At 71.6% G+C, this 19278-nt stretch carries 19 protein-coding genes; 11 read left to right on the forward strand and 8 right to left on the reverse strand.

Translation table 11 applies throughout. The features are described 5' to 3' along the window. Positions 1-294: 294 nt before the first annotated feature. Positions 295-909: a VTT domain-containing protein gene (locus tag AB0D93_RS33770; protein WP_362127850.1), complete on the forward strand. Its 615-nt coding sequence runs from the start codon at positions 295-297 to the stop codon at positions 907-909. A gap of 419 nt (positions 910-1328) precedes the next feature. Here the strand turns inward: AB0D93_RS33770 and AB0D93_RS33775 are convergent, their stop codons facing one another. Continuing rightward, positions 1329-1973, reverse strand: a complete 645-nt coding sequence (locus AB0D93_RS33775; protein WP_362127853.1) for an HNH endonuclease family protein — start codon at positions 1971-1973, stop codon at positions 1329-1331. Between the two features lie 397 nt (positions 1974-2370). Here AB0D93_RS33775 and AB0D93_RS33780 point away from each other — a divergent pair, with 397 nt between their 5' ends. Then, positions 2371-2952 (forward strand): TMEM165/GDT1 family protein, encoded by a 582-nt coding sequence (locus AB0D93_RS33780; protein ID WP_362127856.1) that lies wholly within the window; start codon positions 2371-2373, stop codon positions 2950-2952. A 194-nt stretch (positions 2953-3146) separates the two neighbouring features. Next, positions 3147-3815, forward strand: a complete 669-nt coding sequence (locus AB0D93_RS33785; protein ID WP_362127859.1) for an HAD family hydrolase — start codon at positions 3147-3149, stop codon at positions 3813-3815. Positions 3816-4053: 238 nt separating this feature from the next. On the opposite strand, the gene AB0D93_RS33790 is transcribed toward AB0D93_RS33785, so the two are convergent. After that, the gene (locus AB0D93_RS33790; RefSeq protein WP_362127862.1) at positions 4054-4983 is read right to left on the reverse strand and encodes a peptidoglycan-binding domain-containing protein; all 930 of its coding nucleotides are present in this window, start codon (positions 4981-4983) and stop codon (positions 4054-4056) included. A gap of 141 nt (positions 4984-5124) precedes the next feature. Here AB0D93_RS33790 and AB0D93_RS33795 point away from each other — a divergent pair, with 141 nt between their 5' ends. After that, positions 5125-7164, forward strand: a complete 2040-nt coding sequence (locus AB0D93_RS33795) for an MFS transporter (RefSeq protein ID WP_362127865.1) — start codon at positions 5125-5127, stop codon at positions 7162-7164. On the opposite strand, the gene AB0D93_RS33800 is transcribed toward AB0D93_RS33795, so the two are convergent. Next, positions 7157-7654: a GNAT family N-acetyltransferase gene (locus AB0D93_RS33800; RefSeq protein ID WP_362127868.1), complete on the reverse strand. Its 498-nt coding sequence runs from the start codon at positions 7652-7654 to the stop codon at positions 7157-7159. The genes AB0D93_RS33795 and AB0D93_RS33800 overlap by 8 nt on opposite strands. Positions 7655-7769: 115 nt before the next feature. Here AB0D93_RS33800 and AB0D93_RS33805 point away from each other — a divergent pair, with 115 nt between their 5' ends. Together AB0D93_RS33805 and AB0D93_RS33810 are read left to right on the forward strand one after the other, a co-directional pair. Continuing rightward, on the forward strand, positions 7770-8378 hold the full coding sequence (locus AB0D93_RS33805; protein WP_362127871.1) for a hypothetical protein: 609 nt from the start codon (positions 7770-7772) through the stop codon (positions 8376-8378). A 5-nt stretch (positions 8379-8383) separates the two neighbouring features. After that, positions 8384-9172: a hypothetical protein gene (locus AB0D93_RS33810; RefSeq protein WP_362127874.1), complete on the forward strand. Its 789-nt coding sequence runs from the start codon at positions 8384-8386 to the stop codon at positions 9170-9172. Here AB0D93_RS33810 and AB0D93_RS33815 read toward each other — a convergent pair. Beyond that, complete coding sequence (locus AB0D93_RS33815) at positions 9161-9586, reverse strand: DUF1992 domain-containing protein (RefSeq protein WP_362127877.1); 426 nt, start codon at positions 9584-9586, stop codon at positions 9161-9163. The genes AB0D93_RS33810 and AB0D93_RS33815 overlap by 12 nt on opposite strands. Before the next feature lie 108 nt (positions 9587-9694). Here AB0D93_RS33815 and AB0D93_RS33820 point away from each other — a divergent pair, with 108 nt between their 5' ends. Further along, entirely contained in the window at positions 9695-10087 is a 393-nt protein-coding gene (locus AB0D93_RS33820) for a hypothetical protein (protein WP_362127880.1), read from the forward strand. Positions 10088-10115: 28 nt separating this feature from the next. Here AB0D93_RS33820 and AB0D93_RS33825 read toward each other — a convergent pair whose 3' ends face one another. Both AB0D93_RS33825 and proP read right to left on the reverse strand, forming a co-directional pair. After that, entirely contained in the window at positions 10116-10787 is a 672-nt protein-coding gene (locus AB0D93_RS33825) for an O-methyltransferase (RefSeq protein ID WP_362127883.1), read from the reverse strand. A gap of 234 nt (positions 10788-11021) precedes the next feature. Further along, positions 11022-12395 (reverse strand): glycine betaine/L-proline transporter ProP, encoded by a 1374-nt coding sequence (gene proP / locus AB0D93_RS33830; RefSeq protein WP_362127886.1) that lies wholly within the window; start codon positions 12393-12395, stop codon positions 11022-11024. 392 nt (positions 12396-12787) lie between these two features. Here proP and AB0D93_RS33835 point away from each other — a divergent pair, with 392 nt between their 5' ends. Further along, positions 12788-14827 carry a bifunctional glycosyltransferase 87/phosphatase PAP2 family protein gene (locus AB0D93_RS33835; RefSeq protein WP_362127889.1) on the forward strand — a complete coding sequence of 680 codons (2040 nt, stop codon included), beginning with the start codon at positions 12788-12790 and terminating at the stop codon, positions 14825-14827. 219 nt (positions 14828-15046) lie between these two features. Here the strand turns inward: AB0D93_RS33835 and AB0D93_RS33840 are convergent, their stop codons facing one another. After that, entirely contained in the window at positions 15047-15469 is a 423-nt protein-coding gene (locus AB0D93_RS33840) for an ATP-binding protein (protein WP_362128112.1), read from the reverse strand. Positions 15470-15577: 108 nt separating this feature from the next. On the opposite strand from AB0D93_RS33840, the gene AB0D93_RS33845 reads away from it, so the two are divergent. Both AB0D93_RS33845 and AB0D93_RS33850 read left to right on the forward strand, forming a co-directional pair. Next, positions 15578-16408 carry a helix-turn-helix transcriptional regulator gene (locus tag AB0D93_RS33845; RefSeq protein WP_362127893.1) on the forward strand — a complete coding sequence of 277 codons (831 nt, stop codon included), beginning with the start codon at positions 15578-15580 and terminating at the stop codon, positions 16406-16408. After that, complete coding sequence (locus AB0D93_RS33850) at positions 16389-16646, forward strand: DUF397 domain-containing protein (protein ID WP_362127896.1); 258 nt, start codon at positions 16389-16391, stop codon at positions 16644-16646. The genes AB0D93_RS33845 and AB0D93_RS33850 overlap by 20 nt, the downstream gene beginning before the upstream one ends. On the opposite strand, the gene AB0D93_RS33855 is transcribed toward AB0D93_RS33850, so the two are convergent. Beyond that, positions 16630-17799 carry a steroid 3-ketoacyl-CoA thiolase gene (locus AB0D93_RS33855; protein WP_362127900.1) on the reverse strand — a complete coding sequence of 390 codons (1170 nt, stop codon included), beginning with the start codon at positions 17797-17799 and terminating at the stop codon, positions 16630-16632. The genes AB0D93_RS33850 and AB0D93_RS33855 overlap by 17 nt on opposite strands. 236 nt (positions 17800-18035) lie before the next feature. Between AB0D93_RS33855 and AB0D93_RS33860 the strand changes: the two genes are divergently transcribed. Beyond that, positions 18036-19271: a cytochrome P450 gene (locus AB0D93_RS33860; protein WP_362127904.1), complete on the forward strand. Its 1236-nt coding sequence runs from the start codon at positions 18036-18038 to the stop codon at positions 19269-19271. Positions 19272-19278: the final 7 nt, after the last annotated feature.

Below are 19278 nucleotides of genomic sequence, written 5' to 3' on the forward strand. Positions count from 1 at the left end.
TGGCCAACAGGGCTGCGGCGAGGGCCCCCGCGTATACGGCTGCCACCATGATGTCCACCTTTTTCTGCGCTCGTGCGCCGTCTCGTCGGATGTCTGCCTGATCCCGTGGACAGGCCCCTCTCATTCCAAGGGGCCGGGAACGGCTGTGCCGCCGGGACGCGGCTGATCGGGTGAAGACGCGCCCCCGGGGCCCGTGAGGGCGCATGGGCCTCTCAAGCCCCCCTCGACCCTGTTGTCACACCCCCGGCGTACGCTGTATGGCTGTCTGTCAACGGGGGAACAAGGGGAGTCGTCGTGCTCGAGAGCGTGGGGTCACTGGCCGCCGGGCCGTGGATCTATGCCGCGGTGGTCGTATCCGTTCTGCTCGACGTGTTCGTACCGGTGCTGCCGAGCGGGGTGCTCGTGATCACGGCGGGTACGGCGGCCGCGGCCGGGACGGGCGCGGCGGCCGGCCGGGTCGCACACGCCGTGCCGGACCTGCTGGCCCTGGTCCTCTCCGCGGCCACCGCGTCGGTGCTCGGCGATCTGGTGGCCTACCGCCTGGCCTGGCGGGGCGGTGAGCGGCTGGACCGGGCGATAGCGCGCTCCCGGCGGCTGACCACCGCGCAGGAACGTCTCGGCGATGCGCTGGCCCGGGGTGGCGGCGCGCTGGTCGTGCTCGCCCGCTTCGCCCCCGCCGGCCGCTCGGTCGTCTCCTTCTGCGCGGGCGCCGCGCACCGCCGCGCCCGCGACTTCGTCCCCTGGTCCGCCCTGGCCGGCCTGTCCTGGGCCGCGTACAGCGTCGCCCTCGGCTACTACGGCGCCCAGTGGCTCGGCGCGACCTGGGTCGCCACGGCCGTGTCGTTCGCGGCCCTCTTCGCCGCGGGCGCCGCAGCGGGGTACCTCGTGCGCCGCCGCCCGGCATCCTGAGACCCGGCCCGGGCACCGACCCCACCAGGGGCTCCGCCCCCTGCGCGCCCCGCCGCGCCCACCCGGCCACAACCCGACGGCCCACCAGCCCGGCTCGACCGGCCGAAGGCGCTCACCGGGTGGGCCCGGTCAGCGGTGTGCGGCCCCTTGCGTCGGCTCGGTCGGCTGGGGGCTCGCCGGACGGGCCCGGCCGGCCGGGAAGTGGCCGGGGTCTGCTCGGTCGGCACGCAGCCCACCGTCGGTTCGGCCGGCCGGGACGCGACCGAAACGGTCGGCTCGGTCTGCCGACGAGCGGGGCACCCGCCGGATCGGCCCGCTCGGTGCGCGGGGGAGCGGGCCGTCCGGCTCGGACCCGTCGGCCCGGAAGTGGTCCCGTCCCCGGTCACGGGTGGGGCGTGACCGGGAGGCGGTGGGCTCGGTCAGCAGCTGGAGAGGTAGTTCGTCAGGGCGGACTTCTCGCCCGAGTCGACCGAGAGGTCGTAGTAGTACTTCACCTGCACCCAGGCGCGGACGTAGGTGCAGACGTAGGCGGACCGGGACGGGACCCAGGTCGCCGGGTCCTGGTCGCCCTTGGCCTGGTTCACGTTGTCGGTCACGGCGAGGAGCTGCGGCCGTGTGACGTCGTTGGCGAAGGCCTGCCGCTGGGCGGTGGTCCACTTGCTCGCGCCGGAGTCCCAGGCCTCGGCCAGCGGGACGAGGTGGTCGATGTCGACGTCGGACGGGGAGGTCCAGGTCGCGCCGTCGTACGGGGAGTACCAGCTGCCGCTGGTCGCCGTGCAGGCGGAGTCGGTGACGACGTTCGAACCGTCGCGCTTGAGGATCCACTCCCGGGTGTTGCAGGTGCCGGAGATCGTGATCCAGGTCGGGAAGAGGGAGCGCTGGTAGCCGGTGCGGTTCTCGGTGGCCACGGTCAGCTGGGAGAGGTAACTGCGGGCGGTCGCGGCGCTGACCGGCGTGGGGAGGGCGGCCGAGGCGCTGGGGGAGTTGAACAGGGCGGCGGAAGTCATGAGACCGGTGAGAGCGGCGAGTATGCTCGTCCGTCGACGCGCGTAGAACCTGGGCATGCGTGAACTCCCTTGTGGGGTGGGGGTGTTGGGCACGGGCGAGGGAATGCTCGCGAGACCGTGTTGCCGTAGGGTGAGCGCTCGGTAAGAAAATAGTGACGCGTTCATGTCACGACAAGGTGTGCGACGGGTTCACGGCCGAACCTTCACATCCCTTACGATGGGGAGCGCAGAAGGGGAGTAGCTCTTCGCCGGACCGTCGACATACTGCTCAGCCAGCCTGAGCCGGCGCCCGGAGGCGGACCTTCGAGTCATCCCGGAGACCGCCAGCGAGACCTTCGGCAAGCAGTGCACGCCCGTGTCCCACGACGCGGGCGCCGAGTGTGCTGCCATGCCGAGGTGTCATCGCGTGATGTACCGCACTCTCGGTGGGGCAGCCCCGACCGATTGAGGGACCTTGATCAGCATCACCGTGACGGCGCTCGTCTTCGGCGTCATCTTCCTCGCCGAACTGCCGGACAAGACCGCACTCGCCGGCCTCGTCCTCGGCACCCGCTATCGCGCGAGTTACGTCTTCGCGGGCGTCGCCGCCGCCTTCCTGCTGCACGTCGTGCTGGCCGTCGCGGCCGGGAGCGTGCTGACCCTGGCGCCCCAGCGGATCGTGCACGCCGTCACGGGTGTCCTCTTCCTCGGCGGTGCCGCGATGCTGCTGCTGCACAAGGGCGAGGACGAGGAGGAGATCAGGAAGCCCGCGGACCAGTCCTTCTGGAAGGTCGCCGGTACGGGCTTCACGCTGATCCTCGTCGCCGAGTTCGGCGATCTCACCCAGATCATGACCGCCAACCTCGCCGCCCGCTACAACGACCCGATCTCCGTCGGCCTCGGTGCGGTGCTCGGCCTGTGGGCCGTCGCCGGACTCGGCATCGTGGGCGGAAAGGCCCTGATGGCGCGGGTGCCGCTGCGGCTGATCACGCAGATCGCGGCGCTGCTGATGCTCGCCCTCGGGGCGTGGAGCCTGTACGAGGCGGTGGCGGGCTGAGCCGTGGCCCCCGGGACCGGCCGAGCTGAACGGTCGGTGAACCCTTTCGGGAGGCGGTGGCGGGACCGCGCCAGGTTTTGTACCGTGGAGGAACAAAGTGGCTCCCGCCCGTTTTCCCTGACCGGCGGGCGGGGCCGCTTGTCCCTCCCCGCCAGGGTCTTGCCGGCGGGGCCTTTCCGTTCCTGGAGCTGCCGATGACGGCCACCGTCACGCCCACCGTCCTCACCGCCCGCGCCCTTCTGCTCGACATGGACGGCACCCTCGTCAACTCGGACGCCGTCGTCGAGCGCATCTGGCGCCGCTGGGCAGGGCGGCACGGGCTGGACGGCGACGAGGTGATGAAGGTCGTCCACGGCCGGCAGGGGCACGCCTCCATGGCCGTACTGCTGCCCGGCCGGCCCGTGGAGCAGAACCTCGCCGACAACGCCCGGATGCTCGCCGAGGAGACCGCCGACACCGACGGCGTGGTCGAGATCCCCGGCGCGAGCGCCTTCCTCGCCTCCCTGCGTGGGCTGCCGCACGCGCTGGTGACCTCCGCCGACGTGCCGCTGTCCACCGCGCGCATGAACGCCGCCGGGCTGCCGCTGCCCGCGGTCCGCGTCACCGCCGAGTCGGTCGGCGCGAGCAAGCCCGACCCCGAGGGCTTTCTGAAGGGTGCCGCCGAGCTGGGTGTGGAACCGGCCGACTGCGTGGTCTTCGAGGACTCCGGGGCCGGGATCGCGGCGGGGCGCTCCGCGGGGATGACCGTGGTGGGCGTCGGGCCGCGGGCCGGTGCGCACGCGCCCGACGTGACCGTGCCCGACCTCACGCGGGTGCGGGTCGAGGCGGCGGGTGACGGGACGATTCGGCTGCACATCGGCTGACGTGACGTCGGCTTTTCGAGGCATCGGCCCGGCACGGCCTCGGCTCCCGGACCTCAAGCCGGCACCGCCTCGGCTCCCAGCCCCGGGCTGACGTGGTGGTCCGGGCCGGTTACCGGGGCGTGGCGCTGCCGTGGGTGGTTCGACCCTGCCGCCCCTGGCCTCCCCTGCCCTCCCCGTCCCCCAGGGGCTCCGTCCCTTCGACCCCGCCGGAGGGCTTCGCTGGGACTCCGGCTTGCCGTCACGGCTCCCGCGTCTCCGACTCCAGGCTCTTCCGCGTCGCCGGGCCGTAGACCCCGAGGGTGTCGCCCAGGATGCCGCGGGCCAGCTGGTAGTTGCGCACGGCGTCCTCCACCGGGCCGGTGAAGACGCCGTCGACGCGGTCGCCGTAGAGGTTCAACTGCCGCAGCCGCTGCTGGAGTTCGGTCACCTCCGGGCCCTGGTCGCCGCGTCGCAGCACCGGGGCGACGGCGGGCGTGGTCCGCGCGGTCGCGGACGTCGTCGCGGAGGGGGTGGGGGAGGCCGGGCGGGACGTTTCGGCGGACGTGCTCGGCGTCGGCGACGTGGACGGTGTGGCCGACGGGCTCGGGTGGTTCACCGGCGCGGAGGGCGACGGCACGGGTGGGCGGGCCGTGGTGGACGCGGAGGCCGTCACCGGTGACGTCGAGCCGGGTGCGGTCACGTCCGGGACGCTCTCCCTGACCTCCTGGGCGGCGGCCCCGTCCCGGGACGGCGTCTGGTACGAGAACAGCCCGCTCGCGAACCCGGCGACCGCCACGACGGCCACGCCGGCGCCGGCGACCGACAGCAGGACGGTACGACGTGACCGCCGACGGTCCCCGTCCACGGACTCCACCGCGCTCGCCCCCGCCGCCGACCGCACGGCGGGCAGGGGTCGCGTCTCCGCGTCGGCCGGCGCCGCGGGTGCGGGCGGCGGCGGGGGTGTGTCCGTGCCGGACGGTAAGCCTGCCGAGGGGACGGAGCGAGCGGTGTCGACGTGCACGTACGGACGTATGCGCAGCGGATCGAAGTCCTCCGCCGCTGCCGCCTCGGCCGAGCGGGTCTCGCGCAGGGCCTCGGCGGTGCGTTCCGTGCAGTCGCAGGACGGGCTGCGGTCCGGACCCCTCGGTGCGCCGCACTCCGGGCAGGCGTGGCCCTCGGAATCAGTCATGTGTTCGCCCCTCCCCTCACGAACTCCAGAGCCTATGCGCAACTTCTCCGCATCCGTCGTCGGAAACGCGGGACTCAACAGGCCATAAACGGTGACACCGACCACGATGGAAGAGGTGCACCCGAGCCCCAGGAGGTCTCCATGGCCCTGGACACACACGGCACGGAGAAGGGGGCCCAGGCCGCCGAGCACGTCACCGGCAACGTCTTCGTCTCGATCGGCGCCCTGCTCCTGGGCCTGCTGCTCGCCGCGCTCGACCAGACGATCGTGTCGACCGCGCTGCCGACGATCGTGAGCGACCTCGGCGGTCTGGAGCACCTGTCCTGGGTGGTCACGGCCTATCTGCTCGCCTCGACCGCCGCGACCCCGCTGTGGGGCAAACTCGGTGACCAGTACGGACGGAAGCGGCTGTTCCAGGCCGCCATCGTCATCTTCCTCGTCGGCTCGGCCCTGTGCGGCATGGCGCAGAACATGCCCCAGCTGATCGCGTTCCGCGCGCTGCAGGGCCTGGGCGGCGGCGGGCTGATGGTGCTGTCCATGGCCATCGTCGGAGACATCGTGCCGCCGCGCGAACGCGGGCGCTACCAGGGGTTGTTCGGGGCCGTCTTCGGGGCGACCAGTGTGCTCGGGCCGCTGCTCGGCGGGGTGTTCACCGAGCAACTGAGCTGGCGCTGGGTGTTCTACGTCAATCTGCCCGTCGGCGTCGTCGCGCTCGCCGTGATCGCCACCGCCCTGCGCATCCCGCGCCACACCGCCCACCACGTCATCGACTACCTGGGTACGGTCCTGATCGCGGCCGTCGCCACCTGCCTGGTGCTCGTCGCCTCCCTCGGCGGGACCACCTGGGCCTGGGGCTCGGCGCAGATCATCGGGCTGGCCGTGCTGGGCGTCCTGCTGGCCGTGGCGTTCGTGGCCGTCGAGCGCCGGGCCGCCGAACCGGTGCTGCCGCTGAAGCTGTTCACCATCCGCACCTTCACCCTCGCCGCCGTGATCAGCTTCATCGTCGGCTTCGCCATGTTCGGCGCGATGACCTACCTGCCGACCTTCCTGCAGGTCGTGCACGGCATCTCGCCCACCCTGTCCGGCGTGCACATGCTGCCCATGGTCGTCGGCCTGCTGCTGTCGTCCACGATCTCCGGGCAGATCGTCAGCCGCACCGGCCGCTGGAAGGTCTTCCCGGTCACCGGCACCGCCGTCACCGCGATCGGCCTGCTTCTGCTGCACCAGCTCGACGAGCACAGCCCGACCGCCGAGATGAGCGCCTACTTCTTCGTGTTCGGCCTCGGACTGGGCCTGGTCATGCAGGTGCTCATCCTCATCGTGCAGAACGCGGTGTCGTACGAGGACCTGGGCGTCGCCACGTCCGGTGTGACCTTCTTCCGCTCCATCGGCGCCTCCTTCGGCGTGGCGATCTTCGGCACGGTCTTCGCGAGCCGCCTCGGCGACAAGCTCGCCGCCGCCTTCCGGGGCGCCCATCTGCCACCCGGCGTCAACGCCGACGCGCTCAAGTCCGACCCGCGCGGCATCGCCGCGCTGCCGCCCGCCCTGCGCCCGGCGGCCCTGCACGCGTACGCCTCCGCCATCACCGACGTCTTCCTCTACGCCGCCCCCGTCGCGCTCCTCGGCTTCCTGCTGGCCTGGTTCCTGAAGGAGGACCGGCTGCGCGGCTCGGTGACCGCGCCGGACGCCTCCGAGACCATCCCGCCCAACCCGGTCGAGCGGTCCTCGTACGAGGAGGTGTGCCGGGCCCTGTCCCTGCTCGGCACCCGTGAGGGCCGCCGCGCGGTCTACCAGAAGATCACCGAACGGGCCGGGTACGACCTGCTGCCCGCCGCCAGCTGGGTGCTGCTGCGCATCCGCAAGTACGGTTCGGTCGAGCCGGGCCGGCTCGCCGAGCGCAGCCCCGTCCCGCTCGACGTCGTCCTCGCCGCCGCCCGTCAGGTCGAGGAACGGCACCTCGCCGAACGCCGGGGCCTGGACCTGTACCTGACCGAGGCCGGCCGCGCGGTCGCCGAGCACCTCGCCAAGGCCCGGGAGGAATCCCTCGCCGAACTCCTCGGCGACTGGTGGGGGCCCGGCCGCTCCACCGACCTGACCCAGCTCGTCCGCGACCTCACGGGCGAGCTGTGCGGAACCGACGCCGAGCGGCCGCACAACGCGGCCGAGGCCGAGGTCAGTTGAGGGTCAGGTCCTTGCGGAACCAGTGCTCGGCGTAGACCAAGTCGTTGTGCGGGGCGGTCTCCGTGTAGCCGAGGCGGGCGTACAGGGCGCGGGCCTCGACCAGGTCGCTGCGGGTGTCCAGGACCAGCCGGCGCGCGCCGAGGGCGCGGGCGGCGTCCTCGGCGGCGGCCACCAGCAAGGGGGCGCCGCCCGTGCCGCGAACACGCTCGTGCACGAACACCCGGGTCAGTTCCGCCGTGTCCGGCTCCAGCAGCCGTACCCCCGCGCATCCGGCCGGATCGCCCGCGTAGCGCCCGACGAGCAGTTGCCCGCCCGGAGGCGCGAGTTCGGCCCCGCTCACGGCGGCGATCTCCCGCTCCAGCTCGTCGGGCTCGGTACGGCGGCCCTCGTGCAGCAGGTACCAGCGGTCGCTGACCTCCATGTAGTACGCCCGCCACAGCGCGGCGGCGACCGGGGAGTCGTACGGTTCCGGGGCGATCGTCCATGTCATGCCGGCCATTGTTCAGGAGGCGTCCGGCCACCGTTTGCGGCCTTCCTTCCGGGTCACCCGGTAGGAAAGCCGGCCAGTGGGGCCGGCCCGACCGGAAGGCAACCGGAAGGCAACCATGTCCACAGGCATGATCGTGTTGATCGTGGTGGTGGCGGTCGTGGTCGTCTGCGCGGCCACCGCCCTGATCCTGCGCGGCCGCGGACGGCGCGGCGGACCCGGGCTGAAGCGGCGCTTCGGGCCCGAGTACGAGCGGGCCGTGGCCCTGCACGACGGGGACACCAAGGCCGCCGAACGGGAGCTGGCCGAGCGCGTGGAACGCCACGGTGAGCTGCGGGAGCGGCCACTGGACGCGGCGGGGCGGGAACAGTACGAGGCCCGTTGGACGGCCGTGCAGGAACACTTCGTCGACTCGCCGCGGCAGGCGGTGGCCGAGGCCGACCGGCTGCTCGCGGAGCTCGCCGTCGCGCGTGGCTACCCGGACGGCGGGCACTACGAGGACCAGCTGTCCGCGCTGTCGGTGCACCACGCCGACCACGTCGACGGCTACCGGCAGGTGCACCGGGTGGCCCGCGTGGGGGCGGGCGACGCGCTGACCGAGACCGGCTCCGGGACCGAGGAGATGCGCGCGGCGCTGATCGGCGCGCGCGCCCTCTTCGACGACCTGGCCCACGCCGCCGGGCAGCCGGGCCGCCACCGGGCGGCCTCCGCGTTCAAAGGGAGTTGACCATCATGTCGGACAGTGAGCGCCGCACCAGCCGCCCACCGGACGCGGACCGGGCCCCGGAGGATGCGGCACCGGGCCGCGCCCCCCTGCCGGAGGAACACCTCCCCGGCGAACCCGCACCACCGCCCACCCGCCTCCCCGGCTCGACCGGCCCCGGACGGGAGGGCCTGACCGCCGACGACCGTGGCCCGGACGAGACCCGGACACCCCCGGACCGCACACCGACCGGGACCGGACTCCCGGGCGAGGACCGGATGCCCGGCGAGGGAGCCGTGCCGGGTGAGGGCCGGATGCCCGGCGAGAGGGGCATGACGGGCGGGGGCCGGGTGTCCGGTGAGACGGCCGGGCGGAGTGGGATGGCGCGGACTCGGGGCGGGGACATGCCGGAGGACGGGCTGGGGGTGCCGTCCTCGGGCGAGCTGAGCGGGCGGGAGGCGCGTACGACCGAGTCGGCGGCGTCGGATGCCTGGCCGACCACGGGAGGGCGTACGCAGGGCGCATCCGCCGGGGCGCCGCTGCTGGCGCACGACGAGACGGATCTCTGGGAGCAGCGGATACGGCAGCTGACCGCCGGGTTCGTGGACGAGCCCCGGGAGACGGTCGAGCGGGCCGACCACGTGCTGGAGGAGATCGCGGGGCGCTTCGAGGAGGCCGTGGAGCGGCGGCGGCGTACCCTGCGTCGGTCCTGGGAGGCCTCCGAGGACCGTGGCCCGGGCTCGGAGACCGACACCGAGCAGCTCAGGCTGGCCCTGCGCGACTACCGGGAGCTGGCCGGGAGGCTGCTACACCTCTGACCCGCCCTTGGCGGCAGCCCGGCGCTGCCGCCACTCGCGCACGACCTCCTCGACGTCGTACGGCTTCCTGCCCAGCGGAGGCCCGGGCGGCGGTTTGAACATCATGTCCTTGATCTTGACGTTGACGTCCTCGATGATCTTCCGCGCGATCCGCTCCGACGGCGCCGCGTACGCCGCCACGAGCGCGTCCTCGGCCTCCTTGCGCAGGGCGAGGGCGGGAGGCAGCACGGACAGGCCCTCGCGCGCCATCTTCCGCTTGATCCACCACAGTTCGTCGTAGGTGGACTCGACCTCGGTGGGCAGCGGCTCACCCGTCCCCGGCAGCCGCTCGAACTCACCGCGCCCCTGCGCGTCGCGGATCTGCTTGTCGACCCAGCTCTCGAACGGCACACCCGGTGGCTTTCGCTCGGTCATGAACCCATTGTGCCGGACGCGGCCCGGCCGGGCGTTTTATCATGCGGCGGCGGTACACCAATCCGGCCGCCGTACAAGGACGTCACGGACGTCGAGGGGGAAACGCTCGTGCTCGAACTCACCATGGCCACCGTCTCCGGGGCCGACGCGGGTGCCACGGCCGGCATGACGATGGCCGACGCGCCGAGCGAGCCGGGTGCCGTGCTCCGGGTCGGCCGGGACGCCTCCCTGTGCCGGCTGGTCACCCCGGAGGACTGGCTGTTCGTCTCCCGTGTGCACCTGGAGTTCCTGTGCGGCCCGGACGGCGGCTGGCAGTTGTCCTGGCTGCGCGGTTCACAGACCGAGCCGTCGTCCGAAGTCCGGCTGGTGGTCGGGGAGTACGCACAGCCCCTCGGCTACGGCGCGACGGTACGGCTGCCGCACGGCGGGTCCGGTGAGATCGTCGTCCAGGACCGCACCGCACCGCGCAGCGTCAACGTCGGCTTCTACCACGAGGTTTGAGCACCCGGGAGCACCGGGGCCCGGCGGCTCAGGCGAGCACGCGGGCCAGCGCGAAACCGTCGTAGCCCTTGCTGCCGACCGTCTGGATCGCCGTACCGCTCAGCCTGGGGTGGGTGGCGATCAGCTCGATCGCGGCGCGGGTGCCCACGACGTCGGGCTCGGTGCTGCTCGCGTCGACGACCCGGCCTCCGCGCACCACGTTGTCGACGACGATCAGGCTGCCGGTGCGGGTGAGCCGCAGCGCCCACTCCACGTAGTGCGCGTTGTTGGCCTTGTCGGCGTCGATGAACACCAGGTCGAACGGGGCCGGGTTCTCGTCGGCGAGCTTGGGCAGCGACTCCAGGGCCGGGCCCACCCGCACCTCCGCGATCCGGTCCAGGCCGGCCCGGGCGAGGTTCCGGGTGGCCACCTCGGCGTGCTTGGCGTTGTACTCCAGCGACACGAGTCTGCCGTCCTCGGGCAGGGCCCGGGCCAGCCAGATCGTGCTGTAGCCGCCGAGCGTGCCGATCTCCAGGATGTGCCGGGCGCCCTGCACCTGGGCGAGCAGCTGGAGGAACTTGCCCTGTGCCGCCGTGACGGCGATGTGCGGCAGCCCGGCGGCGTCGTTCTCGCGCAGGGCCGCCCGCAGCACCTCGTCGTCGGTGGCGAGCCGGCTGGTGAAGTAGTCGTCGACGTCGTCCCAGAGCTGGGAGTCGCGCATGTCCTGCTGCCTTTCCCGAGTGTCTGCCCTTCCCGCCGACATCGTCTCAGCCGACGGGCGCCGACGGCGTGATCATCGACGGATTCACCGGCCGCCGGGACCGGCGTACGGCGATCAGGGCGACGGCGGCGCGTTCCAGGCGTGCGGCGACCGCATCTTGCCGGGGGCGCGGGGAACCGCGCGATCAGCCGCAGCGCACCCGCGCCCGGGACACGACAGCGACCCCTGCGGCGCCTACCGCTGCTCCACCGCCGGGGCGGAACCAGGCAGCGGCCGCCCGGCCGACTCCGACATCCGCCACACGGCGAACCCGCCCACGACGGCCGCGGCCATCATGTAGTACGCGGGCATCATCATGTTCCCCGTCGCCCCGATCAGCGCGGTCACGACCAGCGGAGTCGTCCCGCCGAACAGGGACACCGACACGTTGAACCCGATGGACAGGGACCCGTAGCGCACCCGCGTCGGGAACAGGGCGGGCAGCGCGGCCGGCATGGCCGCCGTGAAGCAGACCAGGAGCAGACCCAGCGCGCCCATGCCCAGCGCGACGGCGAGCAGGCTGCCCTGGCGGATCAGGAGCAGGGCGGGAACCGAGAGGAACAGGAAGCCCGCGCAGCCCGCCGCGATCACCGGACGCCGTCCGACCCGGTCGGTCAGCGCGCCGGCGAACGGCTGGACGATCATCATCAGGACCATCACGCCGAGCACCACCAGCAGCCCGTGCGTCTCGTCGTACTTCAGCTCACTCGTGAGGTAGCTCGGCATGTACGACAGCAGCATGTAGTCGGTGACGTTGAAGACCAGCACCAGGCCCATGCACAGCAGCAGGGCCTTCCACTGGCCCGCGACCATCTCGCGCAGCGGCACCTTCGGGCGGGCCGCCTCCGCCTTCTCCACCTCGGCCGCGAAGGCCGGGGTCTCCTCCAGGCGCATCCGCAGGTAGAGGCCGATGACGCCCATCGGGCCCGCGATCAGGAACGGGACGCGCCAGCCCCACGACACCAGGTCGTGCGAGGACAGCAGCGCGGTCATCAGGGTGACCAGACCGGCGCCGCCGATGTATCCGGCCAGCGTGCCGAACTCCAGCCAGCTGCCGAAGAAGCCGCGCTTCTTGTCGGGGGCGTACTCGGCGATGAAGGTCGACGCGCCCGCGTACTCGCCACCGGTGGAGAAGCCCTGCACCAGCCGGGCGGCGAGCAGGAGCAGCGGTGCGCCCACGCCGATCGACGTGTACGACGGGATCAGCCCGATCGCGAAGGTGCCCGCCGCCATCATGATCATCGTGACGGCGAGGACCTTCTGGCGGCCCACCCGGTCGCCCAGCGGGCCGAAGACCATGCCACCGAGCGGCCGGACCAGGAAGGCCGCTGCGAAGGCGCCGAAGGTCGACAGCAGCTGCGCGGTCGGGTTGCCCGAGGGGAAGAAGACCTTGCCCAGGGTGACCGCGATGTAGCTGTAGACGCCGAAGTCGAACCACTCCATCGCGTTGCCGAGCGCGGCCGCCTTCACGGCACGCCTGACGAGCGCGGGGTCGGTGACGGTGACGTCGCGGGCCTTGGTGGCTCGCCGGGTCTTCGGGGACGGGGAGAGGGCTGTGGCGGTCGCCAAAACGGGGCTCGCCTACCTTTCGACGGGGACAGGGGCGCGGTCCGTGCGGCGGCGCTGCCGGGAAACGGGCCGAAAATCGACCATAGGTGGACTTCGGCCCCTTACGGCACGCATCCACTTAGCTGCAGTGTGCAGCTAAAGGGCGCGTATGCAGGCACGTCTGCCCACCTGCGACGCTCCGTGCCACGCGCCCGCTGTGATCCTTCTCGCGCCCCGGGGCCGGAACCGAATACGCCGCCGACTATCGTCATCCGGACAAAAGGAGGAAGGACGTCAGGTGAAGCGGGGGTTGCCCGCGTCCTTCTCCGGGGGGCTGGGAGCCCCATAGGGTTCTCAGCACAATTCCGGCGTGCCCGGCGTCGGAACCGAACGGGGCGGGAGGCCGACGAGGCGTGGCGAACGTGGAACACAGCGGGCGACCGGCGGACACCTTCGGCAGCGCACCACCGGAAGCACGGCTGCTCGCCGCCCGGCTCGCCCTGTGGGCGGTGGCCGCGATCCTCGCCGTACGGCAGCTGACCGTCGTCCTCACCACGCCGAGCGGCGAGCGGCTGACCGACCTGGAGACCTGGGTCGGCCCCCACGGCGTCCTGCACGTGAAGGGTTCGCTCTACGACTCGACCCGGTTCACCGGCACCCCCTTCGGCGGTCTGGTCCTCAAGCCCCTCACCCGCTCCGCGCAGGCCGCCCTCGGCTGGGGCTGGACCTTCGGCACGCTGCTGCTCGTCGTCGTCCTCGGTCTCGTGGTCGCCCGCGCCCTGCCCCAGCCGATCGGCCGCCGCACCTCCCTGCTGGCGGCCCCGGTCGCGATCAGCCTGCTCATGCTGTCGCTGCCGGTCCGCAACGCCCTGTGGCTGGGCCAGACCAGCATCATCCCGGTGCTGTTCGTCCTGCTCGGCTGTTTCACCGTACGCAGCGAGCGGGAGAGCGGCCTGTGCATAGGCCTGGCCGCCGCTCTGCAGCCGACCATGCTGCTGTTCGCCCCGCTGCTGTGGTTCACGGGCCGCCGCCGGGCCGTCGCCACCACGGCCGGCACCTTCGCGGCCTGCACCGCGCTCGCCTGGGCGGCGCTGCCGCACGACTCGTACACGTACTGGGTGCACCACATGGCCGGGGTGGGCCTCGGCGGCAAGGCCGACGCCCTCGGCAACCAGTCCCTGCACGGCGCCCTGCTCCGCCTGGGCCTGACCGGCCCGCTGGAGATCGCGGTCTTCCTGGTGCTGAGCGCCGCCGTCGCCGCCCTCGCCCTGCGCCGCGCCGTCCACTACGCCCACGACGGCCAGCTGCTGCTCGCCGTCGCCGTCACGGGCTGTGCCGTCGTGGCCGTCTCTCCCACCGCCTGGCAGTACCAGCTGCTGTGGGTGCTGCTCGCGCTGGTCGGCCGGGTCGGCAGGCGGGCCTCCGACCGGTACGTCTGGCCGGTCGCGATGATCCTGGTCACGACCCTGCCGGCGAAGATGATGCTGCCGAACATGGCGGTGATGTACCCGCTGCGCGACAACCTCGTCCTGCTCGCGGCGCTGGCCGCCGCCACGGCCGTCCCCTTCCTGTCCCGGACCTCCCCCTACTACCAGCGGCCGACCCCCGCGCAGTACGCGCCGCCGGTCCCGGCCCGCTTCCGGCGCGTCCCGCTGCTGCCCGTCCTGCGCCGCGTCCTCACCCGCCCGAACCTCCTCCTGGAACTGCTCCTGATCCGGGTCGTGTACGCCGCCTACCAGCAGGTCCGCCTCGCGGCGACCGGCGGCACCATCTCCGGCGGCCGGGCGCGGGCCGAGCACCACGGGCACATCGTGCTGGACATCGAGCGGTTCCTGCACATCGACATCGAGCACTGGGCCAACCACGCCGTCGCCGGGGTCGGCTGGCTGCGGGACTTCTTCGACTTCTACTACGAGTCCTTCCACTTCGTGGTCCCGCTGACGGTCCTCGCCGTCCTGTACTGGCGCCGCCCGGTCGACTACCGCTGGGCCCGCGCCTCCCTCGGCTTCGCCACCTTCCTCGCCCTGATCGGCTTCTGGCTCTTCCCGCTGGCCCCGCCACGCCTGATGCCGGGCCTCGGCATGATCGACACCGTCCACGGCGTCCAGGACTTCTCCAAGCCGGACTACGGCACCCTGACCGCGCTCACCAACCAGTACGCGGCGATGCCGTCACTGCACTTCGGCTGGGCCCTGTGGTGCGGAGTGGTCATCGCGGTCATCGCCCCGAAGTGGTGGATGAAGGCCCTGGGCCTCCTGCACCCCCTCTTCACCGTCTCGGCCATCATCGCCACCGGCAACCACTGGGTGCTCGACGCCGTCGGCGGCGCCGCGGTGGTGACGGCGGGCTTCGGCCTGTCGTACGTGCTCCAGGGACCGCGCGCCACCTTTGCTTCCGGCGCCGCCTCCGCTGCCTCCGAGGGTGTGGACGCCCGCAGCTACGCCCCCCATTGACAGGCGCTCCGTTCGGGGGCCGGCCGTCAACGTCTCCGCTGGTGGAGTCGATCGCGCAGTGCTCGCGTGAGACATCCGCCAGGGGGACACCATCGCTTCGACAACCGTCACTCCGCACTCCGCAACGACGCCGGCGAAGGCCCCGGACGGCGGCCGGGGGCCCGCCGTCCTCCTGCCGGCCGTCGTCGCCACCGCGGTCAAACGGGACACGCTGCGCACCTATTTCCGGGTGCTGGAGCGGATCTCGGTACGGGGAGCGCGGATCGTCGTCTGGATCCGCAGGTCGTGACACTCGAACCAGACGGTCTTGCCGCCGGCGGGGCTCGGTGACACACCCCACTTGTCGACCACGGCGTCCAGCAGGGCGAGACCGCGTCCGCCTTCCGCGTCCGGGTCCAAGTCGGCCTTCAGGAGCGGCAGACGGGCGTGGCCGTCGGTCACCTCGGCTCGTACGCCCGCCGCCTGCCGCGCGAGCAGGATCGTGCAGCGGCGGTCCGGCACATGCCGTACGACGTTGGTGACCAGTTCGCTCACGCCCAGCTCCACGGCGAACGTCAGCTCCTCCAGCTGCCATTCGCGCAGCAGCGAGCGGACGACACGGCGGATGTGGCGGACCGAGTGTTCGCCGACGGTGAGGTTCATGCGGTACTGGGGGGTGTGGGGAATGTCGAGGTTCACAGGACGAGCCTGACCTCGCGTCACTACGGTGGGCCACGGGTTGAACACAACGGGTCCGAGAGGGGACTTGCCATGGTGAACATCAACACCCTCGACCCGAGCGCCTCACCGCTCGACTACTACGGCTTCGAGCTGCGCCGGTGCCGGGAGGCGGCCGGGCTCACGCAGAGGCAGCTCGGGGACGTCATCAACTACACGGGGTCGATGGTCGGCCAGGTGGAGACGGCGCGGAAGCTGCCGACCCTGGACTTCAGCCAGCGGACGGACGCGGCGCTGGGCACGGGCGGGTTACTGACGCGGCTCCATCCACTGGTGATGCGAAGTCAACTTCCGGCGTGGTTCCAGCAGGTGGCTGAGCTGGAGGTGCGGGCGACGGAGATCTGTACGTTCCAGACCCACGTGATCCACGGTCTGCTTCAGTCCCCGGCGTATGTACGCGCGGTGCTCGGAGTGCTGGATCAGGACAAACTCGGGGACCGCGTGGCCGTTCGGCTCGCTCGCCAGCGCATCTTCGAGAAGGAGGAGTCGCCGGTCTTCTGGATGGTCCTCAGCGAGGCCGCGCTGCATCAGGAGATCGGTGGCGATGAGGTCATGCGTGAGCAGCTGGCCCACCTGCTGACTTTCGAGGACGACGATCCCCGGGTCAACGTGCAGATCCTGCCTTACTCGATCGGTGCGCACCCGGGACTGCAAGGCGCGTTCACCGTCTTCCGATTCGTCGACGACCCGAGCATTGTCTATACGGAGGGCTACAGCAGTGGGCATCCGTCCGCCAATCCGGACACCGTCAAGGACTGCTCGCTCCGTTACGATCATCTACGAGCCGCCGCGCTCTCGATCAAGGACTCGGCGGGGCTGATCCGACGGGTGATGGAGGACCGCTATGGGGAGCAAGTGGCGTAAGTCCAGCTACAGCGGGGACCAGGGCGGCCAATGCGTCGAGTGCGCGCCCCTCGGCGGCCTTGCCTGGCGGAAATCGTCGTACAGCGGGGACCAGGGCGGCGAATGCGTCGAGGTCGCCGAACTGGCGGAAGCCACTGTCGCCCTCCGCGACTCCAAGGCCCCGGCGGGGCCGATCCTCACGGTCGGCCCCGCCACGTTCACCACGTTCGTGAACTGGGCCGCTACAGCCGCTGAATGATCGTCCCGGTGGCCAGTCCGCCGCCCGCGCACATGGTGATGAGGGCGAACTCCTTGTCCGTGCGCTCCAGTTCGTGCAGGGCGGTGGTGATCAGGCGGGCGCCCGTCGCGCCGACCGGGTGACCGAGGGCGATCGCACCGCCGTTGACGTTGACCTTGTCCAGGTCCTGTTCGAAGACCTGGGCCCAGCTCAACACCACTGACGCGAAGGCCTCGTTGATCTCGACGAGGTCGATGTCCTTCAGGGTCATGCCCGCCTTGCCCAGCACCGCGCTGGTCGCGTCGATCGGGCCGTCCAGGTGGAAGTGCGGGTCGGCGCCGACGAGTGCCTGGGCGACGATGCGTGCCCTCGGCTTCAGCTTCAGGGCGCGGGCCATCCGCTTCGAGGCCCACATGATCGCCGCCGCGCCGTCCGAGATCTGCGAGGAGTTGCCCGCCGTGTGGACGGCCGTCGGCATGACCGGCTTCAGGCCGGCCAGCGCCTCCAGGGACGTGTCCCTGAGCCCCTCGTCCTTGTCGACCAGACGCCACATGCCCTGACCGGCGTACTGCTCCTCCTCCGTGGTCGGTACCTGCACGGCGAACGTCTCCCGCTTGAAACGTTCCTCCGCCCAGGCGAGGGCGGCCCGCTCCTGCGACCGCAGGCCCAGCGCGTCGACGTTCTCGCGCGTCAGCCCCCGGTGCCGGGCGATGCGTTCGGCCGCCTCGAACTGGTTGGGCAGGTCGACGTTCCACTCGTCGGGGAACGGTTTGCCGGGCCCGTGTTTGGAGCCGGAGCCCAGCGGGACCCGGGACATCGCCTCGACACCGCAGCTGATGCCGACGTCGATCACGCCCCCGGCGACCATGTTGGCGACCATGTGCGAGGCCTGCTGGGAGGAGCCGCACTGGCAGTCGACGGTCGTGGCGGCCGTCTCGTAGGGCAGACCCATGGCCAGCCAGGCGGTGCGCGCGGGGTTCATGGACTGTTCGCCGGCGTGGGTGACCGTGCCGCCGACGATCTGCTCGACCGCGTCGGCGGGGATGCCGGTGCGGCCGAGGAGTTCACGGTAGGTCTCGCCCAGGAGATAGGCGGGGTGCAGGTTGGCGAGCGCGCCGCCGCGCTTGCCGATCGGGGTGCGTACGGCTTCGACGATCACGGGTTCGGCGGCCATGGGTGCGGGTCCTCTCCGAGAGGGCTCTCCTCCAGAACTGGTACGCGTTCTAGTTCTGCCCAGTAGTCTGCTGACGTGACGTCCATCACCGCAAGTGTCTTGCAGGTGCCGGAGTTTCGATCTGCACGAATTCCGCACGGATTGGAGTCGCCGTGCCTCTTGCTACTTGTAGAACCCGTTACTACCTTCACGGCACCCGCTGATGGGCCGTCAGGACTTAACGACGGGAGCCGCCGATGCACTGCCCCGCGCTGCCCGACGGGTTCGACCTCACCGATCCCGACCTGCTGCACCACCGTGTGCCCCTGCCCGAGTTCGCCGAGCTGCGCCGCACCGAGCCGGTCCGCTGGATCGCGCAGCCGCACGGTCTGGCGGGCTTCGCCGACTCCGGCTACTGGGCCGTGACCCGGCACGCGGACGTCAAGCACGTCTCCACGCACCCGGAACTCTTCTCCTCCACTGTCAACACCGCGATCATCCGCTTCAACGAGCACATCGAGCGCGACGCGATCGACGCGCAGCGGCTGATCCTGCTCAACATGGATCCTCCGGAACATACGCGGGTGCGGCAGATCGTGCAGCGGGGCTTCACGCCACGTTCCATCCGCGCCCTGGAGGAACGGCTGCGCGCGCGTGCGCAGGGCATCGTCGCGGGTGCCCGCGCCCACTCCGGTCCCTTCGACTTCGTCACCGAGGTCGCCTGCGAACTGCCGCTCCAGGCCATCGCCGAGCTGATCGGCGTACCCCAGGAGGACCGGTCCAAGATCTTCGACTGGTCCAACCGGATGATCGCCTACGACGACCCCGAGTACGCCATCACCGAGGAGGTCGGCGCCCAGTCGGCCGCCGAGATCATCGCCTACGCGATGAACATGGCCGCGGAGCGCAAGCGGTGCCCGGCGCACGACATCGTGACGACGCTGGTCGCGGCGGAGGACGAGGGCAACCTCAGCTCCGACGAGTTCGGCTTCTTCGTGCTGATGCTGGCGGTCGCCGGCAACGAGACCACCCGCAACGCCATCACCCACGGCATGCACGCGTTCCTGACCCATCCCGGGCAGTGGGACCTCTTCAAGCGGGAGCGGCCGGGGACGACGGCCGAGGAGATCGTGCGCTGGGCGACCCCGGTCAACGCCTTCCAGCGGACGGCCACCCAGGACACCGAGCTGGGCGGGGTCGAGATCAGGAAGGGCGACCGGGTCGGGCTGTTCTACGCCTCCGCCAACCACGACCCCGAGGTCTTCGCCGACCCCGACGCCTTCGACATCACCCGCGACCCCAACCCCCATCTCGGCTTCGGTGGTGGCGGCCCCCACTTCTGCCTGGGCAAGTCGCTGGCCGTCCTGGAGATCGACCTGATCTTCAACGCCATCGCCGACGCCATGCCCGGCCTGCGGCTGGCCGACCAGCCCCGGCGGCTGCGCTCGGCGTGGATCAACGGCGTCAAGGAACTCCAGGTCACCACAGGCTGACCCGGGC

The sequence above is a fragment of the Streptomyces sp. NPDC048191 genome (genome assembly GCF_040652655.1).
GTDB lineage: Bacteria > Actinomycetota > Actinomycetes > Streptomycetales > Streptomycetaceae > Streptomyces.

Bases quoted from the DNA above. Each gene is read 5' to 3' on its own strand.
- AB0D93_RS33795 (WP_362127865.1), top strand. From the start codon at position 5,125: ATGGCCCTGGACACACACGGCACGGAGAAGGGGGCCCAGGCCGCCGAG.
- AB0D93_RS33860 (WP_362127904.1), top strand. From the start codon at position 18,036: ATGCACTGCCCCGCGCTGCCCGACGGGTTCGACCTCACCGATCCCGAC.
- AB0D93_RS33805 (WP_362127871.1), top strand. From the start codon at position 7,770: ATGTCCACAGGCATGATCGTGTTGATCGTGGTGGTGGCGGTCGTGGTC.
- AB0D93_RS33850 (WP_362127896.1), top strand. From the start codon at position 16,389: ATGGGGAGCAAGTGGCGTAAGTCCAGCTACAGCGGGGACCAGGGCGGC.
- AB0D93_RS33785 (WP_362127859.1), top strand. From the start codon at position 3,147: ATGACGGCCACCGTCACGCCCACCGTCCTCACCGCCCGCGCCCTTCTG.
- AB0D93_RS33775 (WP_362127853.1), bottom strand. From the start codon at position 1,973: ATGCCCAGGTTCTACGCGCGTCGACGGACGAGCATACTCGCCGCTCTC.
- AB0D93_RS33810 (WP_362127874.1), top strand. From the start codon at position 8,384: ATGTCGGACAGTGAGCGCCGCACCAGCCGCCCACCGGACGCGGACCGG.
- AB0D93_RS33815 (WP_362127877.1), bottom strand. From the start codon at position 9,586: ATGACCGAGCGAAAGCCACCGGGTGTGCCGTTCGAGAGCTGGGTCGAC.
- AB0D93_RS33845 (WP_362127893.1), top strand. From the start codon at position 15,578: ATGGTGAACATCAACACCCTCGACCCGAGCGCCTCACCGCTCGACTAC.
- AB0D93_RS33825 (WP_362127883.1), bottom strand. From the start codon at position 10,787: ATGCGCGACTCCCAGCTCTGGGACGACGTCGACGACTACTTCACCAGC.
- AB0D93_RS33790 (WP_362127862.1), bottom strand. From the start codon at position 4,983: ATGACTGATTCCGAGGGCCACGCCTGCCCGGAGTGCGGCGCACCGAGG.
- AB0D93_RS33840 (WP_362128112.1), bottom strand. From the start codon at position 15,469: ATGAACCTCACCGTCGGCGAACACTCGGTCCGCCACATCCGCCGTGTC.
- AB0D93_RS33855 (WP_362127900.1), bottom strand. From the start codon at position 17,799: ATGGCCGCCGAACCCGTGATCGTCGAAGCCGTACGCACCCCGATCGGC.
- AB0D93_RS33800 (WP_362127868.1), bottom strand. From the start codon at position 7,654: ATGACATGGACGATCGCCCCGGAACCGTACGACTCCCCGGTCGCCGCC.